Source organism: Klebsiella sp. WP3-W18-ESBL-02, from assembly GCF_014168815.1.
GTDB classification, from domain to species: Bacteria; Pseudomonadota; Gammaproteobacteria; order Enterobacterales; family Enterobacteriaceae; genus Kluyvera; species Kluyvera ascorbata_B.
In genome coordinates this window covers 5,112,532-5,131,455 of sequence record NZ_AP021972.1, presented here as the reverse complement: position 1 = coordinate 5,131,455, position 18,924 = coordinate 5,112,532, and the positions used below count along the sequence as shown (strand labels likewise).

The following is an 18,924-nucleotide window of genomic DNA, read 5'->3' as shown; positions in this document are numbered from 1 at the left end:
AATTAACCTGGTTATACCGCGGATGCACCACCGACGATCTCGGTGAGTTCCTGAGTAATGCTGGCCTGTCGAGCTTTGTTGTATACCAACTGCAGCTCTTTAATCAGGCTGCCGCCATTGTCGGTCGCGGCTTTCATCGCCACCATACGTGCGGCCTGCTCGCTGGCCAGGTTTTCTACCACGCCCTGATAGACCTGAGATTCGACATAGCGACGCAGGAGGGTATCCAGCAGCGCTTTCGGATCGGGTTCGTACAGGTAATCCCAGGTTTTACGTTTCAGATCATCATCTTCTGAAGCCGGTAACGGCAGCAGTTGGGTGATCGTCGGCACCTGAGACATGGTGTTAATAAATTTGTTGCTGACAATATAAAGCTTGTCCAGACGACCTTCGTCGTAGGCCTGCAACATCACTTTTACCGGACCGATAAGTTCGGACAGGGCAGGTTTATCGCCCATACCGGTTACCTGAGCGACAATGTTGCCACCTACGGAATTAAAGAAGGACACACCTTTCGAGCCGATCATTGCGAGGTCGCACTGAACGCCTTTCTCGGTCCATGCCTTCATATCCGCCAGCAGTTTCTTGAACAGGTTAATGTTCAAGCCACCGCACAGACCACGGTCGGTAGACACCACCAGGTAGCCCACGCGCTTAACGTCGCGTTCTTCCAGGTATGGGTGCTTATATTCCAGATTACCGTTCGCAAGGTGACCAATCACTTTGCGCATGGTATCTGCATAAGGACGGCTGGCCGCCATGCGATCCTGCGATTTACGCATTTTGGAAGCGGCGACCATCTCCATCGCTTTAGTGATCTTTTGCGTGTTCTGGACGCTTGCGATCTTACTACGTATCTCTTTTGCGCCGGCCATGAGCTTCTCCTCAATGCCTACGGCCTGCCCTAAGACAGGCCGTCAGACTTTACCAGGATTGGGTTGCTTTGAAGGAATCGAGGATGCCTTTCAGCTTGCCTTCGATTTCGTCGTTATAGCCACCGGACTGGTTGATCTCTTGCATCAACGGAGCGTGATCACGGTCAACGTAAGCCAGCAGAGCGGCTTCGAAGCTACCGATTTTCGCCAGTTCAACATCCGCCAGATAACCACGTTCTGCTGCGTACAGAACCAGAGACTGCTGCGCGACGGACATCGGCGCATACTGTTTCTGTTTCAGCAGTTCAGTTACTTTCTGACCGTGGTCCAGCTGCTTACGGGTTGCATCGTCAAGGTCAGAGGCGAACTGGGAGAACGCTGCCAGTTCACGATACTGTGCCAGCGCGGTACGGATACCACCGGACAGTTTCTTCATGATCTTGGTCTGTGCTGCACCACCTACACGGGATACGGAGATACCCGGGTTAACCGCAGGACGAATACCGGCGTTAAACAGGTTGGTTTCCAGGAAGATCTGACCATCGGTAATGGAAATTACGTTGGTCGGAACGAACGCAGAAACGTCACCCGCTTGGGTTTCGATAATCGGCAGAGCGGTCAGTGAACCGGTTTTCCCTTTCACTTCACCTTTGGTGAAGGCTTCAACGTATTCGGCGTTAACACGCGCAGCACGCTCCAGCAGACGGGAGTGGAGGTAGAATACGTCGCCCGGGAATGCTTCACGTCCTGGTGGACGACGAAGCAGCAGGGAGATCTGACGGTATGCGACAGCCTGTTTAGACAGGTCATCGTAAATGATCAGCGCATCTTCGCCGCGATCGCGGAAGTATTCGCCCATTGCGCAACCGGCATACGGTGCCAGGTATTGCAGTGCAGCGGATTCAGACGCGGTTGCCACAACAACGATGGTGTTAGCCAGCGCGCCGTGTTCTTCCAGTTTACGTACCACGTTAGAAATGGTGGACGCTTTCTGGCCGATAGCCACGTAGACGCACTTGATGCCGGAATCACGTTGGTTGATGATGGCGTCGATTGCCAGCGCGGTTTTACCGGTCTGACGGTCGCCGATGATCAGTTCACGCTGACCACGACCGATTGGGATCATGGCATCAACGGATTTATAACCAGTCTGAACTGGCTGATCAACGGACTGACGTTCGATTACGCCTGGTGCGATAGCTTCAACGGCGGAGAAGCCGTCGTTGTCCAGCGCGCCTTTACCATCGATTGGTGCACCCAGGGTGTTAACCACACGGCCCAGCAGGCCACGGCCAACCGGAACTTCCAGGATACGACCAGTACACTTGACGGTCATGCCTTCGGCAAGGTCAGCGTACGGGCCCATGACTACAGCACCTACAGAGTCGCGCTCCAGGTTCAGTGCGATAGCGTAACGGTTACCCGGCAGGGAGATCATTTCACCCTGCATACAATCGGCCAGGCCGTGAATGCGGATAACACCGTCACTTACAGAAACAATAGTACCTTCGTTGTGAGCTTCACTCACAACATTGAACTGAGCAATGCGCTGCTTGATCAGTTCGCTGATTTCGGTGGAATTCAGTTGCATGCTCCAGTCCCCTTAAGACTGCAAGACGTCTGCAAGGCGTTCAAGACGGCCGCGTACGCTACCGTCAATGACCATATCACCCGCACGGATGATAACGCCTGCCATTACAGACTTATCGATTTTGCAATTCAGCTTAACTTTGCGTGACAGACGTTTTTCCATCGCGGCGGTGATTTTCGCGAGCTGTTCTTCATTCAACGCATTGGCGGAGATGACGTCTACCTCAGAGGTAGCTTCACTCGCGGCGCGCAGATGCACGAACTGCTCAAGAACATCAGGGAGCACTTTAAGACGACCGTTTTCAGCCATGACCTTAATCAGGTTCTGGCCGTTTTCGTCCAGTTGCTCACCGCATACAGCGATAAACGACGTAGAGAGCGTTTCCGGCGCCAGTGCGCCAGACAGAAGCTCTGCCATTTGTTCGTTCTTCGTCACTTCGGCGGCAAACGCCAGCATGTCCTGCCAGCGATCTACGCTTTTGTGTTCGACGGCAAAGTCAAAAGCTGCTTTGGCGTAGGGGCGAGCTACCGTAACAAATTCAGACATCAGCCCCTCCCTCCTTACAGTTCAGCGACAAGTTTATCCACGATGTCGCTGTTAGCAGCTTCATCCACGGAACGTTCGATGATCTTCTCGGCGCCAGCAACAGCCAGGATAGCGACTTGCTTACGCAGCTCTTCGCGAGCACGTTTACGCTCGGCATCAATTTCTGCCTGAGCCTGTGCCACGATTTTAGTACGTTCCTGCTCTGCTTCAGCTTTAGCTTCGTCCAGGATCTGAGAACGACGTTTGTTCGCCTGCTCGATGATCACCTGGGCTTCCGCTTTCGCTTTTTTCAGCTGGTCGGTCGCATTGGCCTGTGCAAGGTCCAAATCCTTTTTAGCTCGTTCTGCAGAAGAAAGACCGTCAGCAATCTCTTTTTGACGTTTTTCGATGGCTGCCATTAACGGCGGCCATACGTATTTCATGCAGAACAGAACGAACAGGACAAACGCGATGGCCTGGCCGAGGATTGTTGCGTTAAGATTCACAGCACAATGCCTCTTATCTAGTTAACGTTCTGATATTGCTCTTACTTAATTCAAAGCAACGCTTACTACGCGACAGCGAACATCACGTACAGACCCAGACCTACAGCGATCATCGGGATAGCATCCACCAGACCCATAACGATAAAGAACTGAGTACGCAGCAGAGGAATCAGATCCGGTTGACGCGCTGCGCCTTCCAGGAATTTGCCCCCGAGGATGCCGATACCGATCGCAGCACCGATTGCCGCCAGACCCATCATCACAGCGGCAGCCATGTACAGCAGATCCATATTCAGGTTTTCCATGACAGTCTCCAGTTTGTTTCAGTTAAAACGTAGTAGTGTTGGTAAATTAATGCTCTTCAGACGCCATCGACAGATAGACAATCGTCAGAACCATGAAGATGAAGGCTTGCAGCGTAATGATCAGGATGTGGAAAATGGCCCACGGCACATTCAGAATCCACTGTGACCACCACGGCAACAGACCAGCAATCAGAATGAAAATCAGCTCACCGGCATACATGTTGCCGAACAGTCGCAGACCCAGAGATACTGGTTTGGACAGCAGGCTTACCCCTTCAAGGATTAAGTTGACAGGAATAAATGCCCAGTGATTGAACGGCTGCAGTGTCAGCTCTTTCGCGAAGCCACCGATGCCTTTCATTTTGATGCTGTAGAACAGAATCAGGATAAACACGCCCAGTGCCATAGACAGGGTGATGTTTACGTCCGCAGACGGAACCACGCGCAGCGCCGGCAGGCCCAGTATATGCTCAGCAATATACGGCAGCAGGTCGATAGGCAGTAAGTCCATCAGGTTCATCAGGAAGACCCAGACGAAGATCGTCAGGGCAAGCGGAGCGATAACCTTGCTTTTGCCATGGTACATGTCTTTGACACTGCCATGAACGAAGCCGATTACCAGCTCAATCGCGGTCTGAAATTTACCTGGTACGCCGCTGGTCGCTTTTTTGGCAACGCTACGGAACATAAGCAGGAACAACAGACCCAGCACCACCGAGAAGAACATGGAGTCAATATTGAGCGTCCAGAAGGTGGCTGGGGGGTTATGCGGATCTACCAGCGAGAAAGTACGCAGGTCCAGCTGAAGGTTATTCAGATGGCGTCCTATGTATTCCTGCGGCGTCATATTTTCAGAAGCCATGATGCCTTTTACCCTTTGTTGTTAATTACAGCGGGCGCCAGTATCTGAACCACTAGCACCAAAATCCATGTAACGATCAGCGGTAAGAATACCGCCTTTAAAACCGCCAGCGCCACAATCAGTAACACCAGCATCGCTAGCACCTTGAACGCTTCGCCGAAGGCGAACGTCCAGGCCACTTTGCCCTTCGCGGGTGTATGCACCTGGTGACGCCAGGCAAAAATCATAAACAACATATTAGGCAGTAACACTGCCAGGCCTCCACACGCGGCGGAGATGCCCCAGACGGGGTCTTTAAGGCTGAACAGCAATCCACTTGCTATCACTGCCAGAAGCTGAATGAACAGAAGCTTACGAGCAACATTTCGACTCACGAGCGACATAGACATCACGTTTGAACTCCTGCTCCCTTTGAGGTATGCCGCGTGTCGTATAAAACGTTCTTTAAAGCTCAGAGTCAAGCATCAAAAAGCGGTCAAATTATACGGTGGTGCCTCGTGATTTCAAACAATAAGTAGCCAAAAGGTGAATAAATATTTAAATATTTTTCATTCGCGCTATTTTCCTACTTTTCGTCAAAGTGTGAACGATCGTACAAAAGTGCAAATACAGCGAAAACAGTGACTATAAAGCGTGCACAAGATCACATATTAAACATTTTAGAGCCTGGCTTCTGTATCAACGTCGCAAAATATGAGTTCTCATCGTTTTGATATCTAAGGCTAAATCTGAGTACTCTTTTAAAAAAACGTAGATACAGAACAAAAACCATTCGTTGACATTTATAATAAATTATTAACATGAACAAATGACTTACCTGCTGATTTATAGCAGACTGATATTTTCCACGTTTACTATTCTCATCATTAACAAAAAAAGCTTGGTTATCGATAAGATAAAAACAGGTTAAGTCTTAGTAAAATTCAGTCATACAACGGCGGGCAGTGTCGCCAGTTTGTTAACACCTGAACCCGCCTTTTTTTTCTACTTTTTTTGATAAAAATTAAATTTTGTTTGGTGTAATAATCACCAAATGACGCTCCCCTTCCAACTGAGGAACCCGTAATTCGACCACGGACTCCACGCTAAATCCCTCTGGAAGTTGCGCAATTTCATCTTCCGGCAGCTGCCCTTTCAGCGCGTAGAAGCGCCCTTCCGCACCCGGGAGATGATGACACCAGTTCACCATATCGGTCAGCGAGGCGAAGGCGCGGCTGATGACACCGTCAAACGGCGGCTCAGCGGGGAATGCTTCAACGCGGCTCTGCACCGGCGTGATGTTGTCCAGATTCAGTTCGTGCTGAACCTGGCGCAGAAAGCGAACGCGCTTGCCCAAGCTATCGAGCAGCGTGAAGTGCGCATCCGGACGCACGATAGACAGCGGAATACCCGGCAGGCCCGGCCCGGTACCGACATCGATAAAACGTTCACCTTTCAGCGACGGTGCCACCACAATGCTGTCGAGGATGTGGCGAACCAGCATCTCGTTCGGATCGCGCACCGACGTCAGGTTGTACGCCTTGTTCCACTTATGCAGCATATCGACATAGCCGACAAGCTGATTTTTCTGGTGATCGGAGAGGGAAATGCCTGCTTCATTCAGCAGTCGAGAGAGTTTGTTGAGCACAGAGAATACCTGTTAGCGATAATCTGCCGGATGGCGACTTCGCCTTATCCGACCTACAAAGTAGGCCCGGTAAGCATAGCGCCACCGGGCAATGTTCAATCATTACGCGCTGCGGCGCAGCAGACCTTGTTTTTTCAGCCATACCAGCAAAATAGAGATTGCCGCCGGGGTGATCCCGGAAATGCGTGACGCCTGGCCGATAGAAACCGGTTTGTGATCGTTAAGTTTCGCGATCACTTCATTGGACAAACCGTTAACCTGGCGATAGTCCAGCGTTTCAGGCAGCAGCGTATTTTCATTGCGCTGCTGTTTTTCGATCTCATCCTGCTGACGCGCGATATAACCTTCGTATTTCACTTGGATTTCAACCTGTTCCGCCGCCTGTACATCGTCCAGCGCCGGTGAGAACGGCGTCAGAGAGGTCAGCTGTGCGTAGGTCATTTCCGGGCGACGCAGCAGGTCTTCACCGTTAGCTTCACGAGACAGCGGCGCGGTCAGGTGAGCATTCACTTCTGCCGCCGTCGCTGCCGAAGGCGCGACCCAGGTGGATTTCAGGCGCTGGCGTTCACGTTCGATGTTCTCCAGCTTCTCGTTGAAGCGCGCCCAGCGGACATCATCGACCATTCCCAGCTCGCGACCAATTTCAGTCAGGCGCAGATCAGCATTGTCTTCGCGCAGCATCAGGCGATATTCAGCGCGTGAGGTAAACATGCGGTACGGTTCTTTGGTGCCCAGCGTGCAGAGGTCATCGACCAGTACGCCAAGATAGGCCTGATCGCGGCGCGGCGCCCAGCCGTCTTTGTCGGCAGACAGACGGGCGGCATTCAAGCCCGCCAGCAGCCCCTGCGCGGCAGCTTCTTCGTAACCGGTGGTGCCGTTGATCTGGCCGGCAAAGAACAGGCCGTGGATATACTTGCTTTCCAGCGTTGGCTTCAGGTCACGCGGATCGAAGAAATCGTATTCAATGGCGTAGCCAGGGCGCACGATGCGCGCATTTTCCATCCCCTGCATGGAGCGGACAATCTGCATCTGCACATCGAACGGCAGGCTGGTGGAGATACCGTTCGGATAAATTTCGTTAGACGTCAGCCCTTCCGGCTCGAGGAAGATCTGGTGCTGATTACGATCGGCAAAGCGCATCACTTTATCTTCGATCGACGGGCAATAGCGTGGGCCGATCCCTTCGATCACGCCAGCATACATCGGGCTACGATCGAGGTTATTGCGGATGACGTCGTGGGTTTTCTCGTTGGTGTGCGTCACGTAGCACGGCATCTGACGCGGGTGCTGAGAGACATCGCCAAGGAACGAGAACACCGGCATAGGGTCGTCGCTGTTTTGCTGGCCCAGTACGCTGAAGTCGATAGTCCGTGCGTCAATGCGCGGCGGCGTACCGGTTTTCAGGCGGCTGACGCGCAGCGGCAGTTCACGCAGACGACGAGACAGCGGGATAGACGGCGGATCGCCCGCACGGCCACCGCTGTAGTTATCCAGACCGATATGAATTTTACCGTCAAGGAATGTCCCCACGGTCAGCACTACCGCTTTCGCGCGGAATTTCAGCCCCATCTGGGTGACAGCACCGACAACGCGATCGTTCTCGACAATCAGATCTTCTACCGCCTGCTGGAAGATCATCAGGTTTGGCTGATTCTCCAGTGCGGTACGCACCGCCTGACGGTAAAGTACGCGATCTGCCTGGGCGCGAGTGGCACGAACGGCCGGGCCTTTGCTGGCGTTTAGTATCCTAAACTGAATACCTGCATGGTCGATCGCCGTTGCCATCAGGCCGCCAAGCGCATCCACTTCTTTTACCAGGTGTCCTTTCCCAATGCCGCCAATCGCCGGGTTGCAGCTCATCTGCCCCAGAGTGTCGATATTGTGTGTCAAAAGCAGGGTTTGTTGGCCCATTCGCGCTGCGGCCATCGCGGCCTCAGTGCCTGCATGACCCCCGCCAATGATGATGACGTCAAAAGGATCCTGATAAAACATGGTGGTTTGCCTCGCGTACTGCGGTTTTTAAATGGATTGAAGTCCGGGCGTGGATTCTACTCAACTTTAGTCGATGGAGAAAGCGTCTGGATCCTGGGTATTAAAAAGAAGATCTTTTTATTTAGAGATCTGTTCTATTGTGATCTCTTATTAGGATCGGCAAGTCTTGTGGATAAGTACGATCCTGACATTAAGATCAACCGGTTAAGGCGGATCGTTTTCTGTGAATGATCGGTGATCCTGGACCGTATAAGCTGGGATCAAAGTGGAGGGTTATACACAACTCAAAAACTAGCCAACGGTTATTCTTTGGATAACTACCGGTTGATCCAAGCTTTTAACCAGAGTTATCCACATAAAAAAGTTCGATCTTTACAAATCTCAGAGCATTGGTTGCCACGATCGCAGCCATATTTCCGCCGGATCTTCCGGAATTTCATGTTCCAGTACGTTGATCCGCAGCGTCTCCCCGATCTGTTTTGCCCCGCAGGCTTTCAATTCGGCTTCCAGCTTATCGATCGCGCCGCAAAAGGTGTCATATTCGCGGCTACCGATGCCAATAGCCCCGAAGCGAACCTGAGAGAGATCCGGTTTTTGCTCATGCAATGCTTCATATAAGGGCAGAAGGTTGTCCGGAATGTCACCGGCACCGTGCGTTGAGCTGACCACCAGCCAGATTCCTTCATGCGGAACCTCATCCAGCATCGGCCCGTGCAGTATTTCACTGGTCATGCCGGCGTCGTCCAGCTTTTCGGCCAGGTGTTCCGCGACATATTCCGCACTGCCAAGCGTGCTGCCGCTGATTAAAGTGATGTCTGCCATGCTCGCCCACCTTTATAGAGAGAGCGCATTGTACGCTGTGAGCGAGCTGGGATCTACCTGTGGAAAAATGTGGGATTAAAAAAAGCGATCAAGGCTTGATGGTACGCATGATCGGGTTCTGCAGAACGATCAGCGTTTCAGTGGACTGAATTTCATCAATTGTTTGGATCTTGTTGATAAGTACCTGCTGCAGCGCATCGATAGATTTACACATCACCTTAATAAAGATGCTGTAGTGGCCGGTGGTGTAATACGCCTCGGTGACTTCATCCAGGCTTTCCAGGCGTGCCAGCGCTGATGGGTAGTCTTTGGCGCTCTTGAGAATGATGCCGATAAAGCACCCTACGTCATAACCGAGTTGTTTGGGGCTGACGTCCACATGCGCACCGGTGATGATCCCTGCCTGTTTCATCTTCTCTACGCGCACATGGATGGTCCCCGGACTCACGGCGAACTGTTTAGCCAATTCGGCGTAAGCGGTACGGGCATTGGCCATTAGCGCTTCCAGGATGCCGCGGTCCAGATTGTCGATCTGATAATTTTCCATAGGTTTTTCTTATGAAGATTAGTGATTCTTTCTATTCTAGCCTTTAATTTTGATGAATTAAAAGTGAGATGGGCTTTTTGTTGTTTGATTATTGAATTGTGGGCCGGTTTTGTTGCTTAATCAGTGGCAACAGGACGCAGGAGTAAAAATAATGAAAACCGCATACATCGCAAAACAACGCCAGATTAGTTTCGTTAAATCCTATTTTTCCCGTCAGTTGGAAGAGAAGCTAGGGCTCGTAGAAGTCCAGGCGCCGATCTTAAGCCGCGTGGGCGATGGGACACAGGACAACCTGTCTGGCTGCGAGAAGGCGGTTCAGGTGAAAGTGAAAACACTGCCAGACGCCCAGTTCGAAGTGGTTCATTCACTGGCGAAGTGGAAGCGTCAAACCCTGGGACAACACGACTTCAGCGCGGGCGAAGGGCTGTACACGCACATGAAGGCCCTTCGCCCCGATGAAGACCGACTTTCTCCGATTCACTCCGTTTACGTTGACCAGTGGGACTGGGAACGCGTGATGGGTGATGATGAACGCCATATCGGCACGCTGGAAAGCACCGTGAAGGCTATCTGGGCGGGTATTAAAGAAACAGAAACCGCCGTAAGCAAAGAATTTGGTCTGACGCCGTTCCTGCCAGAGCAGATTCACTTTGTACACAGCGAAACGCTGCTGAGCCGTTACCCGGGCCTGGATGCGAAAGGGCGCGAGCGCGCAATTGCCAAAGAGCTGGGCGCGGTCTTCCTGATTGGTATCGGCGGTAAACTGTCTGACGGCCAGCGGCACGACGTCCGTGCGCCGGACTATGATGACTGGAGCACTCAGGCCGCTTCCGGTTTTGCCGGGCTAAACGGCGATATCCTGGTGTGGAACCCGGTGCTGGAAGACGCGTTTGAGATTTCTTCCATGGGGATCCGCGTGGATGCGAAAGCGCTGAAACACCAGTTGCAGATCACCGGCGATGAAGATCGTTTACAGTTGGAGTGGCACCAGGCGCTGCTGCGCGGTGACATGCCGCAGACGATCGGCGGCGGTATTGGTCAGTCTCGTTTGACGATGCTGCTACTGCAACTGTCTCATATCGGCCAGGTGCAGTGCGGCGTATGGCCAGCCCAGGTTCGTGAAAGCGTCTCTGCTCTGCTGTAACCCAGTCTAACGCCGCCAGCGCCTCAGCAGGCGGCTTCTTAACCCGGTATCAAAGCGCCAGATATGATCGAAAATGCGCATGATCCCGGGTTTGCCGTGTGCGGACATCGCCACCGCGTGAAAACGATGCTGATGTTTCTGCTGAAGCTCCCCTACCTTTTTGACCACCTCATCCGGCAGCCGTTGGGCGATAAAATCAGAAATCACCACCGCATCGGCGTCCTGCCACTGCGGGTTTTGCAGATGCTCAATAATGGCGCGGAAACAGCTGGCCATGTCGGTGCCGCCGCGAAACCGCTGGCTCAAAAAGCGGATCGCTTGCTCCAGCCCCTGACGGCCAGCTAGCTCGTAGCGCACCACTTCGCTGGAGAACAGCATAATGTAGCAGCGGCGGTTGTCGGCCAGCGCCACCCGCATCAGCGCCAGGCAGAACGCTTTGGCGCACTGTTCGTTGAAGCCACCCATTGAGCCAGACGTGTCGACGCAGACAATAAACGGCCCGCGGGGCTGTTCGTCGACATCCTGGCGCACGACCGGACGTTCAGTGATTTTCTCTCGCCACGCGTCGCCGTGCAGCCGGTAGGTTAACAGCTGCTTTTCCACCAGCCGGCGATAGAACTCGTATTCCAGCTCGGTGATCCCAAGCGTCGCCAGCTCCGGCGGCAACAGGCGCAGAATGTCATCGCTTTGCTGGATGCCGTCGACCTGTTCCGGCACGGTCGACGGTTCACGAACCAGCGCACGGAACGTCTCCATCGGTGCGTCTTTTTTCGGCACAGATTTCGCTTCCCGTGAGCGACCAAGCTGCTCGGCCAGGCGCAGCAGCTCTGGCTGCTGGCTGAGAAACTCGCCGTATTTAACAATCAGCTGATAGTCGCCGCGCTTAAGCTGACCCGCGCTCATGTCCCAGAGTCGCCCGCCCGCGCTGTCGTTTTCCACCAGCAGCGGCTCCAGCTGGCCGCTTAGGGTCATACGTTCCTGCACTTCGCTCAGCAGCTGCTCGCGTTCTTCTTCCAGCAGCTGTTGGTTGAGCGAGGTGACCTGAACCACCAGGCTTAGCCGCCAGCGTTGTAGAAAAAGGGTATGAAGGGCCGGTGTAAAGGTGGTGTTGTTTGCCACCAGCTGCTGAGCCTGGCCGGCAAACGGCGACTGCACCCGAATCAACAGCGCCAGAATCTGCGGCAGTTGCACAATAAACTGGCTGGTGGAGAGAATCTGGCTCTGCTGGTAGCAGATAACCTCCTCTTCCAGCTCCTGCGGCACCGGCGCGCCCTTTAAGCGGTTTCTGAAGGTTTCACGCCAGCGGGGCAGATCGTCGGTAATGGCGCTTTTTAGTCGTGGGAATTTTTCAAAGAACACGGCCAGCTGCGGCGAAGCCAGCAGGGCGATGATCATCTCTTCGATCATCCCCTCTTCGCTGACCGCCAGCATGACGTTGAGCGTGTCGATGGTGAGCATTAAAGCTGCGCCTGCTTAATTTGCGCTGCGACGTCCTGCAGACTGGCTTCGATACGCCCCAGCCACTCTTCATTGATGAACAGGCATTTTTGCTGTTCGCTAAAGCGGTTGTGCTGCTGGTGCCATTCTTCCTCTAAGGCGAGCAGCTGCTGGCGGATTTCGCTCGGCATATTTTCCGTGCTGCCGGAGCCCGGCAGCGATAGCCGGGTACCCTGCAGACTGACGTCGCGCACCACCAGGTGCTGCGCAGCATCGACTTCCATATTCAGCGTTAGTGCAAAGCCGATGCCGTTCAGTTTGCCGCGAATTTCACCGCCTTTCTCCAGCCAGTTAGCCAGCGCCTGGCGCTCGAAGGTTATGTGAATGACTTCAATATCGTGCAGCTTCAGCGGCTGCTGCAGCAGTAGGGTGATCGTAGGCGATTGTACCTCCGGCGGCAGCTCGTAGTGCGGCTTGCGGCTGAACATGCCGCCCAGGCGGATGACTTTCAACGCCGTTTTGTCGCTTTGCTGTTGCTGAATTTGCAGGCGCTGTTGGGTAATCGCGCCCAGCTTATTGAGCATGGTCTGCTGCTGCCATGCATGTCCGGTCATCAAAATATCTATCTGTTGTTTAAGCAGATTCAGGCTTTCAGCATCGTGCCACAGGCACTCTTTGAGCAGGATCAGATCGATAGGTGCGATCGCATCTCGGCCGCTGAAGAAGGCGCAGGCCTGCAGCAGGCGGATCGCCTTTTTCCAGCGACGATCGGAAACATAAGGTGCGTTTGGCAGGTTATCCAACTGCTGGCGCAGGGTGAAAATAAGCTCAAACACCGCGTCCGGCAGCTTGACGTTGCCGATATCCTTCTGCCACTGGAAGTACTCTTCATCCGTTACCTGAAGACTGGCCGGGATCGGATTGTCGTTTTCGTCCTGCTGGCTAATCAGCATGGAGCGGAAATTGCCTTTGTCCTGCACTTTGTCGAGCCACAGGCGAATCAGCATGCGGTCGTACAGTGCTTCCAGGCTGCTTTCGGCCTCCGGCAGTTCGTTCGATGCGGTAACCAGCAAACGCATGGGAATTTTTTCAACGCTGGCGCCGTTACGGAAATGGCGTTCGTTAATGGCGGTAAGTAAGGTGTTCAGAATGGCCGGGCCCGCCTTCCAGATTTCATCCAGAAACACGATCTCGGCTTCCGGCAGATAGCCAGCGGTCAGGCGCTCATAGCGACCTTCATCTTTTAACGCCTGGATAGAGAGTGGCCCAAACACTTCTTCCGGCGTGGAAAAGCGCGTCATCAGGTACTCGAAAGCGCGGGCGTGCTGGAAAGCAAATTTCAGGCGACGGGCTATCAGGCTTTTTGCGATGCCCGGAGGGCCAAGTAAAAAGACGCTTTCGCCGCTCAGCGCTGCCAGCAGGCACAGACGAATGGCATGACTACGTTCAAATAGCCCTTTCTCCAGCGCGCCGCTCAGCCGCGAAATTCTTTCTGCTAATAAATGTGGTTGGGCCATAATTAACTTGCGTCCTTTCGCCGTTTAATCAGCTAACTGGCTGAGTATAGACGTTTAAGTCTTTAGGTGAATAGCCTCAATACTACCTCGCAATTTCTTGAGGCAGGTTAATATGATGTGATTAAGGGGTACGATTTTGGCGTTAATCGTGCATACTGTGCGCTTTTCGTGGGCCAAGGGACTAGGCACACATTTGTTTCAAAAACGAAAGACTAGTCTATGAGCACTGATAAGAAACAATCTTTATCAGCGATTACACTCGCTGCAATTGGCGTGGTATACGGCGATATTGGTACCAGCCCTCTTTATACGCTTCGTGAATGTTTGTCTGGGCAGTTTGGTTTTGGCGTCGAACGTGACGCGGTTTTTGGCTTTCTGTCATTAATTTTCTGGCTGCTCGTTTTTACGGTTTCACTCAAATACATTACCTTCGTGATGCGGGCGGACAACGCCGGCGAAGGCGGGATCCTCACGCTGATGTCACTGGCCGGGCGTAACACCTCTGCGAAGACGACATCCATCCTGGTGATCCTTGGACTCATTGGGGGAAGCTTCTTCTATGGCGAAGTGGTCATTACCCCGGCTATCTCGGTGATGTCGGCGATTGAAGGGCTGGAAATTATCGCCCCCACGCTCGATACCTGGATTGTCCCCATTTCGATTATTGTTCTGACGCTGCTTTTTGCGATCCAGAAGCACGGTACCAGCATGGTCGGCAAACTGTTTGCGCCCATTATGCTTATCTGGTTCCTGCTGCTGGCGGTATTGGGCGCGCGGAGCATTATTGCAAACCCTGAGGTCCTGCATGCCCTTAACCCTTACTGGGCGGTGAACTTCTTCCTGCAATACAAAACCGTTTCTTTCGTGGCGCTGGGCGCGGTGGTGCTGTCGATCACCGGCGTGGAGGCGCTGTATGCCGACATGGGTCACTTCGGGAAATTACCGATTCGCCTGGCCTGGTTCTCGGTGGTGCTGCCTTCGCTGGTATTGAACTACTTTGGTCAGGGCGCGCTGTTGTTAAAACACCCGGAAGCCATTAAGAACCCGTTCTTCCTGCTGGCCCCTGATTGGGCGCTGATTCCGATGCTGGTGATTGCCGCATTGGCGACGGTTATCGCCTCTCAGGCGGTTATCTCCGGGGTCTTCTCGCTGACTCGCCAGGCGGTGCGCCTGGGGTATCTGTCACCGATGCGCATTATTCACACCTCGGAAATGGAGTCCGGCCAGATTTATATCCCGTTTATCAACTGGCTGCTTTATATCTCGGTGGTGGTGGTGATCGTCAGCTTTGAGCACTCCTCAAACCTGGCGGCGGCGTACGGTATTGCGGTTACGGGGACCATGGTTCTGACGACGATTCTGTTCACCACGGTGGCGCGGAAGAACTGGCGCTGGAATAAGTTCTTTGTGGCGCTGCTGTTCGTGGCGTTTATGTGCATCGACATTCCGCTGTTCTCGGCGAATCTCGATAAAATCGTCTCCGGCGGTTGGCTGCCGCTGAGCCTGGCGCTGATCATGTTCACCATCATGACCACCTGGAAAAGCGAGCGTTTCCGCCTGCTGCGTCGGATGCATGAACACGGTAACTCCCTGGAGGCCATGATCGCCTCACTGGAGAAATCACCGCCGGTACGTGTGCCGGGCACCGCGGTGTATATGTCTCGTGCGCTCAACGTGATCCCGTTTGCTATGCTGCATAACCTCAAGCATAACAAGGTGCTGCACGAGCGGGTTATCCTGCTGACGCTGCGCACCGAAGATGCGCCGTACGTGCACAACGTTAGGCGCGTGCAGATTGAACAGCTCTCACCGACCTTCTGGCGCGTGGTAGCCAGCTACGGCTGGCGTGAGACGCCGAACGTGGAAGAGGTGTTCCACCGCTGCGGCCTGGAAGGCTTAAGCTGCCGGATGATGGAAACCTCCTTCTTTATGTCGCATGAGTCGCTGATTGTCGGCAAGCGTCCGTGGTACCTGCGCCTGCGCGGCAAGCTGTACCTGCTGTTGCAACGCAATGCGCTGCGCGCGCCGGATCAGTTCGAGATCCCGCCGAACCGCGTTATCGAACTGGGCACCCAGGTCGAAATCTAACACTATCAACGCCCTCCCTCATTTTGACGGAGGGCGTTTTTTTATCCCTTTCTCATTGTTCGCGAAACGTTTCGATGGCGATCACATTTCTATAACCTGCCGATGGTTTTCTGCACGTTCTTAAGACTACACTGATAACAGCGAAACGTTTCGCTAGTGGAGCCAGAAAATAAATGAAGAAAGGTACGGTACTCAATTCTGAAATCTCATCGGTCATTTCCCGTCTGGGTCATACCGATACGCTGGTGGTGTGCGATGCGGGTTTACCTATCCCTCGCAGCACGGCGCGCATTGATATGGCGCTCACCCAGGGCGTTCCCACCTTTATGCAGGTGCTGGGCGTGGTGACGCAGGAGATGCAGGTCGAGGCCGCCATTCTCGCCGCGGAAATTCAACAGCATAATCCGCAGCTCCACGAAGCGTTGCTCAAACACCTTGAGCAGCTGCAGCAACACCAGGGAAATCGCATTGACGTTCGTTACGTCTCGCATGAGCAGTTCAAACAACAAACCGCAGACAGTCAGGCGGTGATTCGCAGCGGGGAATGTTCCCCGTATGCGAATATCATTCTCTGTGCTGGCGTCACCTTCTGAGGCCATCATGGACGCACTCTTACAACTCAAAGGGATCGATAAATCGTTCCCAGGCGTGAAGGCCCTTTCCGGCGCCGCGCTAAACGTCTATGCCGGTCGCGTGATGGCGCTGGTGGGCGAAAACGGCGCTGGTAAATCGACCATGATGAAGGTGCTGACCGGGATCTACACCCGCGATGCAGGTTCCCTTCTGTGGTTAGGTAAAGATACCACCTTCAACGGCCCGAAATCCTCGCAGGAAGCCGGTATCGGCATCATTCACCAGGAGCTGAACCTGATCCCACAGCTCACGATTGCCGAGAACATATTCCTCGGCCGTGAGTTCGTGAACCGCTTTGGCAAAATCGACTGGAAGAAGATGTATGCGGAAGCGGACGTCCTGCTGGCGAAGCTAAACCTGCGCTTTAAGAGCGACCGTCTGGTCGGGGACCTCTCCATCGGCGATCAGCAGATGGTAGAGATCGCCAAGGTGCTGAGCTTTGAGTCCAGGGTCATCATCATGGATGAACCCACCGATGCGTTGACCGATACCGAAACTGAGTCCCTGTTCCGCGTGATCCGCGAGCTGAAATCGCAGGGGCGCGGCATTGTCTATATTTCTCACCGCATGAAAGAGATTTTCGAGATTTGCGACGACGTTACGGTCTTCCGTGACGGGCAGTTTATTGCCGAGCGTGAAGTGGCAAGCCTTGATGAAGACCGTCTGATTGAAATGATGGTAGGACGTAAGCTCGAAGATCAGTACCCGCATCTGGATAAAGAGCCGGGTGAGATCCGCCTGAAGGTCGATGCGCTGTGCGGCCCTGGCGTGGACGGCGTTTCTTTTACGCTGCGTAAAGGTGAAATTCTTGGCGTTGCCGGCCTGATGGGCGCAGGGCGTACCGAATTAATGAAGGTGCTGTATGGCGCGCTGCCGCGCACCAGTGGTTACGTCACCCTCGACGGCCATGAGGTGGTCACGCGCTCGCCGCAGGATGGCTTGGCCAACGGCATTGTCTACATCTCCGAAGACCGTAAGCGCGATGGTTTAGTGCTGGGCATGTCGGTGAAAGAGAACATGTCGCTGACCGCGCTGCGCTATTTCAGCCGCGCCGGCGGCGGCCTGAAGCATAAAGATGAGCAGCAGGCGGTCGGTGATTTTATCCGTCTGTTCAACGTGAAGACCCCTTCGATGGAACAGGCTATCGGTCTGCTTTCCGGCGGTAACCAGCAAAAAGTAGCGATTGCGCGCGGTCTGATGACTCGCCCGAAAGTGCTGATCCTCGATGAGCCGACGCGCGGCGTCGACGTGGGGGCAAAGAAAGAGATTTATCAGCTGATCAACCAATTCAAGGCCGACGGTCTGAGCATCATTCTGGTCTCGTCCGAGATGCCGGAAGTATTGGGGATGAGCGATCGCATTATTGTGATGCATGAAGGGCATCTCGGCGGTGAGTTTTCACGCGAGCAGGCCACCCAGGAAGTATTAATGGCTGCCGCTGTGGGCAAGCTTAACCGCGTGAACCAGGAGTAAAAAAGATGACAACCCAGTCTGTGGCGGGTCGCCGCTATTTCACTAAAGCATGGCTGCTGGAGCAAAAATCGCTGATTGCCCTGCTGGTGCTGATAGCGATTGTGTCGACCATGAGTCCGAACTTTTTTACCGTCAATAACCTGTTCAACATCCTGCAGCAAACCTCCGTGAACGCGATCATGGCGGTCGGGATGACGCTGGTCATTTTAACGTCGGGGATCGACCTGTCCGTCGGTTCGCTGCTGGCGTTGACCGGCGCGGTCGCCGCGTCGATTGTCGGCATTGAAGTCAATGCGCTGGTGGCGGTTGCTGCCGCACTCGCATTGGGTGCCGCAATCGGGGCCGTTACCGGCGTTATTGTTGCAAAAGGGCGCGTACAGGCGTTTATCGCCACCCTCGTGATGATGCTGCTGCTGCGCGGGGTGACCATGGTGTACACCAACGGCAGCCCGGTGAACACCGGGTTTACCGATAACGCCGATATCTTTGGCTGGTTCGGTATTGGCCGTCCGCTGGGGATACCGACGCCGGTGTGGATCATGGCGATTGTTTTCCTGGCCGCGTGGTACATGCTGCACCATACCCGCCTGGGCCGTTACATCTATGCGCTAGGCGGTAACGAAGCAGCAACGCGTCTTTCCGGCATCAGCGTCAACAAAGTCAAAATTATCGTCTACTCTCTGTGCGGGCTGCTGTCGGCGCTGGCGGGGATTATCGAAGTGGCGCGTCTCTCCTCTGCGCAACCGACGGCAGGTACCGGCTATGAGCTGGATGCCATTGCGGCGGTGGTGCTGGGGGGGACCAGCCTGGCGGGTGGTAAAGGTCGTATCGTCGGCACGCTTATCGGTGCGCTGATTCTTGGTTTCTTGAACAACGGTTTGAATTTGTTAGGTGTTTCTTCTTATTACCAGATGATCGTTAAAGCAGTCGTGATTTTGCTGGCGGTGCTGGTGGACAACAAAAAGCAGTAACTAACGACA

Annotated in this window: 18 protein-coding genes; 5 read left to right on the top strand and 13 right to left on the bottom strand. The window is 53.8% G+C overall.

The window, feature by feature from the left end:
* Positions 1-11: 11 nt before the first annotated feature.
* The 11 genes from atpG to asnC form a co-directional block, all read right to left on the bottom strand.
* Positions 12-875 (bottom strand): F0F1 ATP synthase subunit gamma, encoded by an 864-nt coding sequence (gene atpG / locus H7R56_RS24625; RefSeq protein ID WP_035893615.1) that lies wholly within the window; start codon positions 873-875, stop codon positions 12-14.
* 49 nt (positions 876-924) lie between these two features.
* Positions 925-2,466, bottom strand: a complete 1,542-nt coding sequence (atpA, locus tag H7R56_RS24620; RefSeq protein WP_106930107.1) for a F0F1 ATP synthase subunit alpha — start codon at positions 2,464-2,466, stop codon at positions 925-927.
* A gap of 12 nt (positions 2,467-2,478) precedes the next feature.
* Positions 2,479-3,012, bottom strand: a complete 534-nt coding sequence (gene atpH, locus H7R56_RS24615) for a F0F1 ATP synthase subunit delta (RefSeq protein ID WP_106930105.1) — start codon at positions 3,010-3,012, stop codon at positions 2,479-2,481.
* A 14-nt stretch (positions 3,013-3,026) separates the two neighbouring features.
* Complete coding sequence (gene atpF, locus H7R56_RS24610) at positions 3,027-3,497, bottom strand: F0F1 ATP synthase subunit B (RefSeq protein ID WP_064540589.1); 471 nt, start codon at positions 3,495-3,497, stop codon at positions 3,027-3,029.
* 65 nt (positions 3,498-3,562) lie between these two features.
* Entirely contained in the window at positions 3,563-3,802 is a 240-nt protein-coding gene (atpE, locus tag H7R56_RS24605; protein ID WP_000429386.1) for a F0F1 ATP synthase subunit C, read from the bottom strand.
* 46 nt (positions 3,803-3,848) lie between these two features.
* Complete coding sequence (atpB, locus tag H7R56_RS24600; RefSeq protein WP_172743311.1) at positions 3,849-4,664, bottom strand: F0F1 ATP synthase subunit A; 816 nt, start codon at positions 4,662-4,664, stop codon at positions 3,849-3,851.
* A gap of 8 nt (positions 4,665-4,672) precedes the next feature.
* Complete coding sequence (atpI, locus tag H7R56_RS24595) at positions 4,673-5,053, bottom strand: F0F1 ATP synthase subunit I (protein WP_106930103.1); 381 nt, start codon at positions 5,051-5,053, stop codon at positions 4,673-4,675.
* 614 nt (positions 5,054-5,667) lie between these two features.
* Positions 5,668-6,291 carry a 16S rRNA (guanine(527)-N(7))-methyltransferase RsmG gene (gene rsmG, locus H7R56_RS24590; RefSeq protein ID WP_106930101.1) on the bottom strand — a complete coding sequence of 208 codons (624 nt, stop codon included), beginning with the start codon at positions 6,289-6,291 and terminating at the stop codon, positions 5,668-5,670.
* Between the two features lie 102 nt (positions 6,292-6,393).
* Positions 6,394-8,283 carry a tRNA uridine-5-carboxymethylaminomethyl(34) synthesis enzyme MnmG gene (gene mnmG / locus H7R56_RS24585; RefSeq protein ID WP_106930099.1) on the bottom strand — a complete coding sequence of 630 codons (1,890 nt, stop codon included), beginning with the start codon at positions 8,281-8,283 and terminating at the stop codon, positions 6,394-6,396.
* Positions 8,284-8,664: 381 nt separating this feature from the next.
* On the bottom strand, positions 8,665-9,105 hold the full coding sequence (gene mioC, locus H7R56_RS24580) for an FMN-binding protein MioC (protein WP_106930097.1): 441 nt from the start codon (positions 9,103-9,105) through the stop codon (positions 8,665-8,667).
* A gap of 88 nt (positions 9,106-9,193) precedes the next feature.
* On the bottom strand, positions 9,194-9,652 hold the full coding sequence (gene asnC / locus H7R56_RS24575) for a transcriptional regulator AsnC (RefSeq protein WP_035893632.1): 459 nt from the start codon (positions 9,650-9,652) through the stop codon (positions 9,194-9,196).
* A gap of 151 nt (positions 9,653-9,803) precedes the next feature.
* Between asnC and asnA the strand changes: the two genes are divergently transcribed.
* On the top strand, positions 9,804-10,796 hold the full coding sequence (gene asnA, locus H7R56_RS24570; protein ID WP_106930095.1) for an aspartate--ammonia ligase: 993 nt from the start codon (positions 9,804-9,806) through the stop codon (positions 10,794-10,796).
* 6 nt (positions 10,797-10,802) lie between these two features.
* On the opposite strand, the gene viaA is transcribed toward asnA, so the two are convergent.
* Together viaA and ravA are read right to left on the bottom strand one after the other, a co-directional pair.
* The gene (gene viaA, locus H7R56_RS24565) at positions 10,803-12,254 is read right to left on the bottom strand and encodes an ATPase RavA stimulator ViaA (RefSeq protein ID WP_182928439.1); all 1,452 of its coding nucleotides are present in this window, start codon (positions 12,252-12,254) and stop codon (positions 10,803-10,805) included.
* A complete protein-coding gene (gene ravA / locus H7R56_RS24560; RefSeq protein ID WP_106930091.1) occupies positions 12,254-13,750 on the bottom strand; it encodes an ATPase RavA in 1,497 nt (498 codons plus the stop codon). Before ravA ends, viaA begins: the two co-directional genes overlap by 1 nt.
* Positions 13,751-13,969: 219 nt before the next feature.
* Here ravA and kup point away from each other — a divergent pair, with 219 nt between their 5' ends.
* The 4 genes from kup (at position 13,970) to rbsC (ending at position 18,915) form a co-directional block, all read left to right on the top strand.
* Positions 13,970-15,838, top strand: a complete 1,869-nt coding sequence (gene kup / locus H7R56_RS24555; protein WP_106930089.1) for a low affinity potassium transporter Kup — start codon at positions 13,970-13,972, stop codon at positions 15,836-15,838.
* A gap of 173 nt (positions 15,839-16,011) precedes the next feature.
* Positions 16,012-16,431, top strand: a complete 420-nt coding sequence (gene rbsD / locus H7R56_RS24550) for a D-ribose pyranase (protein ID WP_106930087.1) — start codon at positions 16,012-16,014, stop codon at positions 16,429-16,431.
* Between the two features lie 7 nt (positions 16,432-16,438).
* Positions 16,439-17,944: a ribose ABC transporter ATP-binding protein RbsA gene (gene rbsA, locus H7R56_RS24545; protein ID WP_106930085.1), complete on the top strand. Its 1,506-nt coding sequence runs from the start codon at positions 16,439-16,441 to the stop codon at positions 17,942-17,944.
* 5 nt (positions 17,945-17,949) lie between these two features.
* Complete coding sequence (gene rbsC, locus H7R56_RS24540; protein ID WP_106930083.1) at positions 17,950-18,915, top strand: ribose ABC transporter permease; 966 nt, start codon at positions 17,950-17,952, stop codon at positions 18,913-18,915.
* The last annotated feature ends 9 nt before the right edge of the window (positions 18,916-18,924 follow it).

Bases quoted from the DNA above. Each gene is read 5' to 3' on its own strand.
- atpI (WP_106930103.1), bottom strand. From the start codon at position 5,053: ATGTCTATGTCGCTCGTGAGTCGAAATGTTGCTCGTAAGCTTCTGTTC.
- viaA (WP_182928439.1), bottom strand. From the start codon at position 12,254: ATGCTCACCATCGACACGCTCAACGTCATGCTGGCGGTCAGCGAAGAG.
- asnA (WP_106930095.1), top strand. From the start codon at position 9,804: ATGAAAACCGCATACATCGCAAAACAACGCCAGATTAGTTTCGTTAAA.
- atpH (WP_106930105.1), bottom strand. From the start codon at position 3,012: ATGTCTGAATTTGTTACGGTAGCTCGCCCCTACGCCAAAGCAGCTTTT.
- atpE (WP_000429386.1), bottom strand. From the start codon at position 3,802: ATGGAAAACCTGAATATGGATCTGCTGTACATGGCTGCCGCTGTGATG.
- ravA (WP_106930091.1), bottom strand. From the start codon at position 13,750: ATGGCCCAACCACATTTATTAGCAGAAAGAATTTCGCGGCTGAGCGGC.
- rbsA (WP_106930085.1), top strand. From the start codon at position 16,439: ATGGACGCACTCTTACAACTCAAAGGGATCGATAAATCGTTCCCAGGC.
- mioC (WP_106930097.1), bottom strand. From the start codon at position 9,105: ATGGCAGACATCACTTTAATCAGCGGCAGCACGCTTGGCAGTGCGGAA.
- atpB (WP_172743311.1), bottom strand. From the start codon at position 4,664: ATGGCTTCTGAAAATATGACGCCGCAGGAATACATAGGACGCCATCTG.
- atpA (WP_106930107.1), bottom strand. From the start codon at position 2,466: ATGCAACTGAATTCCACCGAAATCAGCGAACTGATCAAGCAGCGCATT.
- rbsC (WP_106930083.1), top strand. From the start codon at position 17,950: ATGACAACCCAGTCTGTGGCGGGTCGCCGCTATTTCACTAAAGCATGG.
- atpG (WP_035893615.1), bottom strand. From the start codon at position 875: ATGGCCGGCGCAAAAGAGATACGTAGTAAGATCGCAAGCGTCCAGAAC.
- rbsD (WP_106930087.1), top strand. From the start codon at position 16,012: ATGAAGAAAGGTACGGTACTCAATTCTGAAATCTCATCGGTCATTTCC.
- kup (WP_106930089.1), top strand. From the start codon at position 13,970: ATGAGCACTGATAAGAAACAATCTTTATCAGCGATTACACTCGCTGCA.
- mnmG (WP_106930099.1), bottom strand. From the start codon at position 8,283: ATGTTTTATCAGGATCCTTTTGACGTCATCATCATTGGCGGGGGTCAT.
- asnC (WP_035893632.1), bottom strand. From the start codon at position 9,652: ATGGAAAATTATCAGATCGACAATCTGGACCGCGGCATCCTGGAAGCG.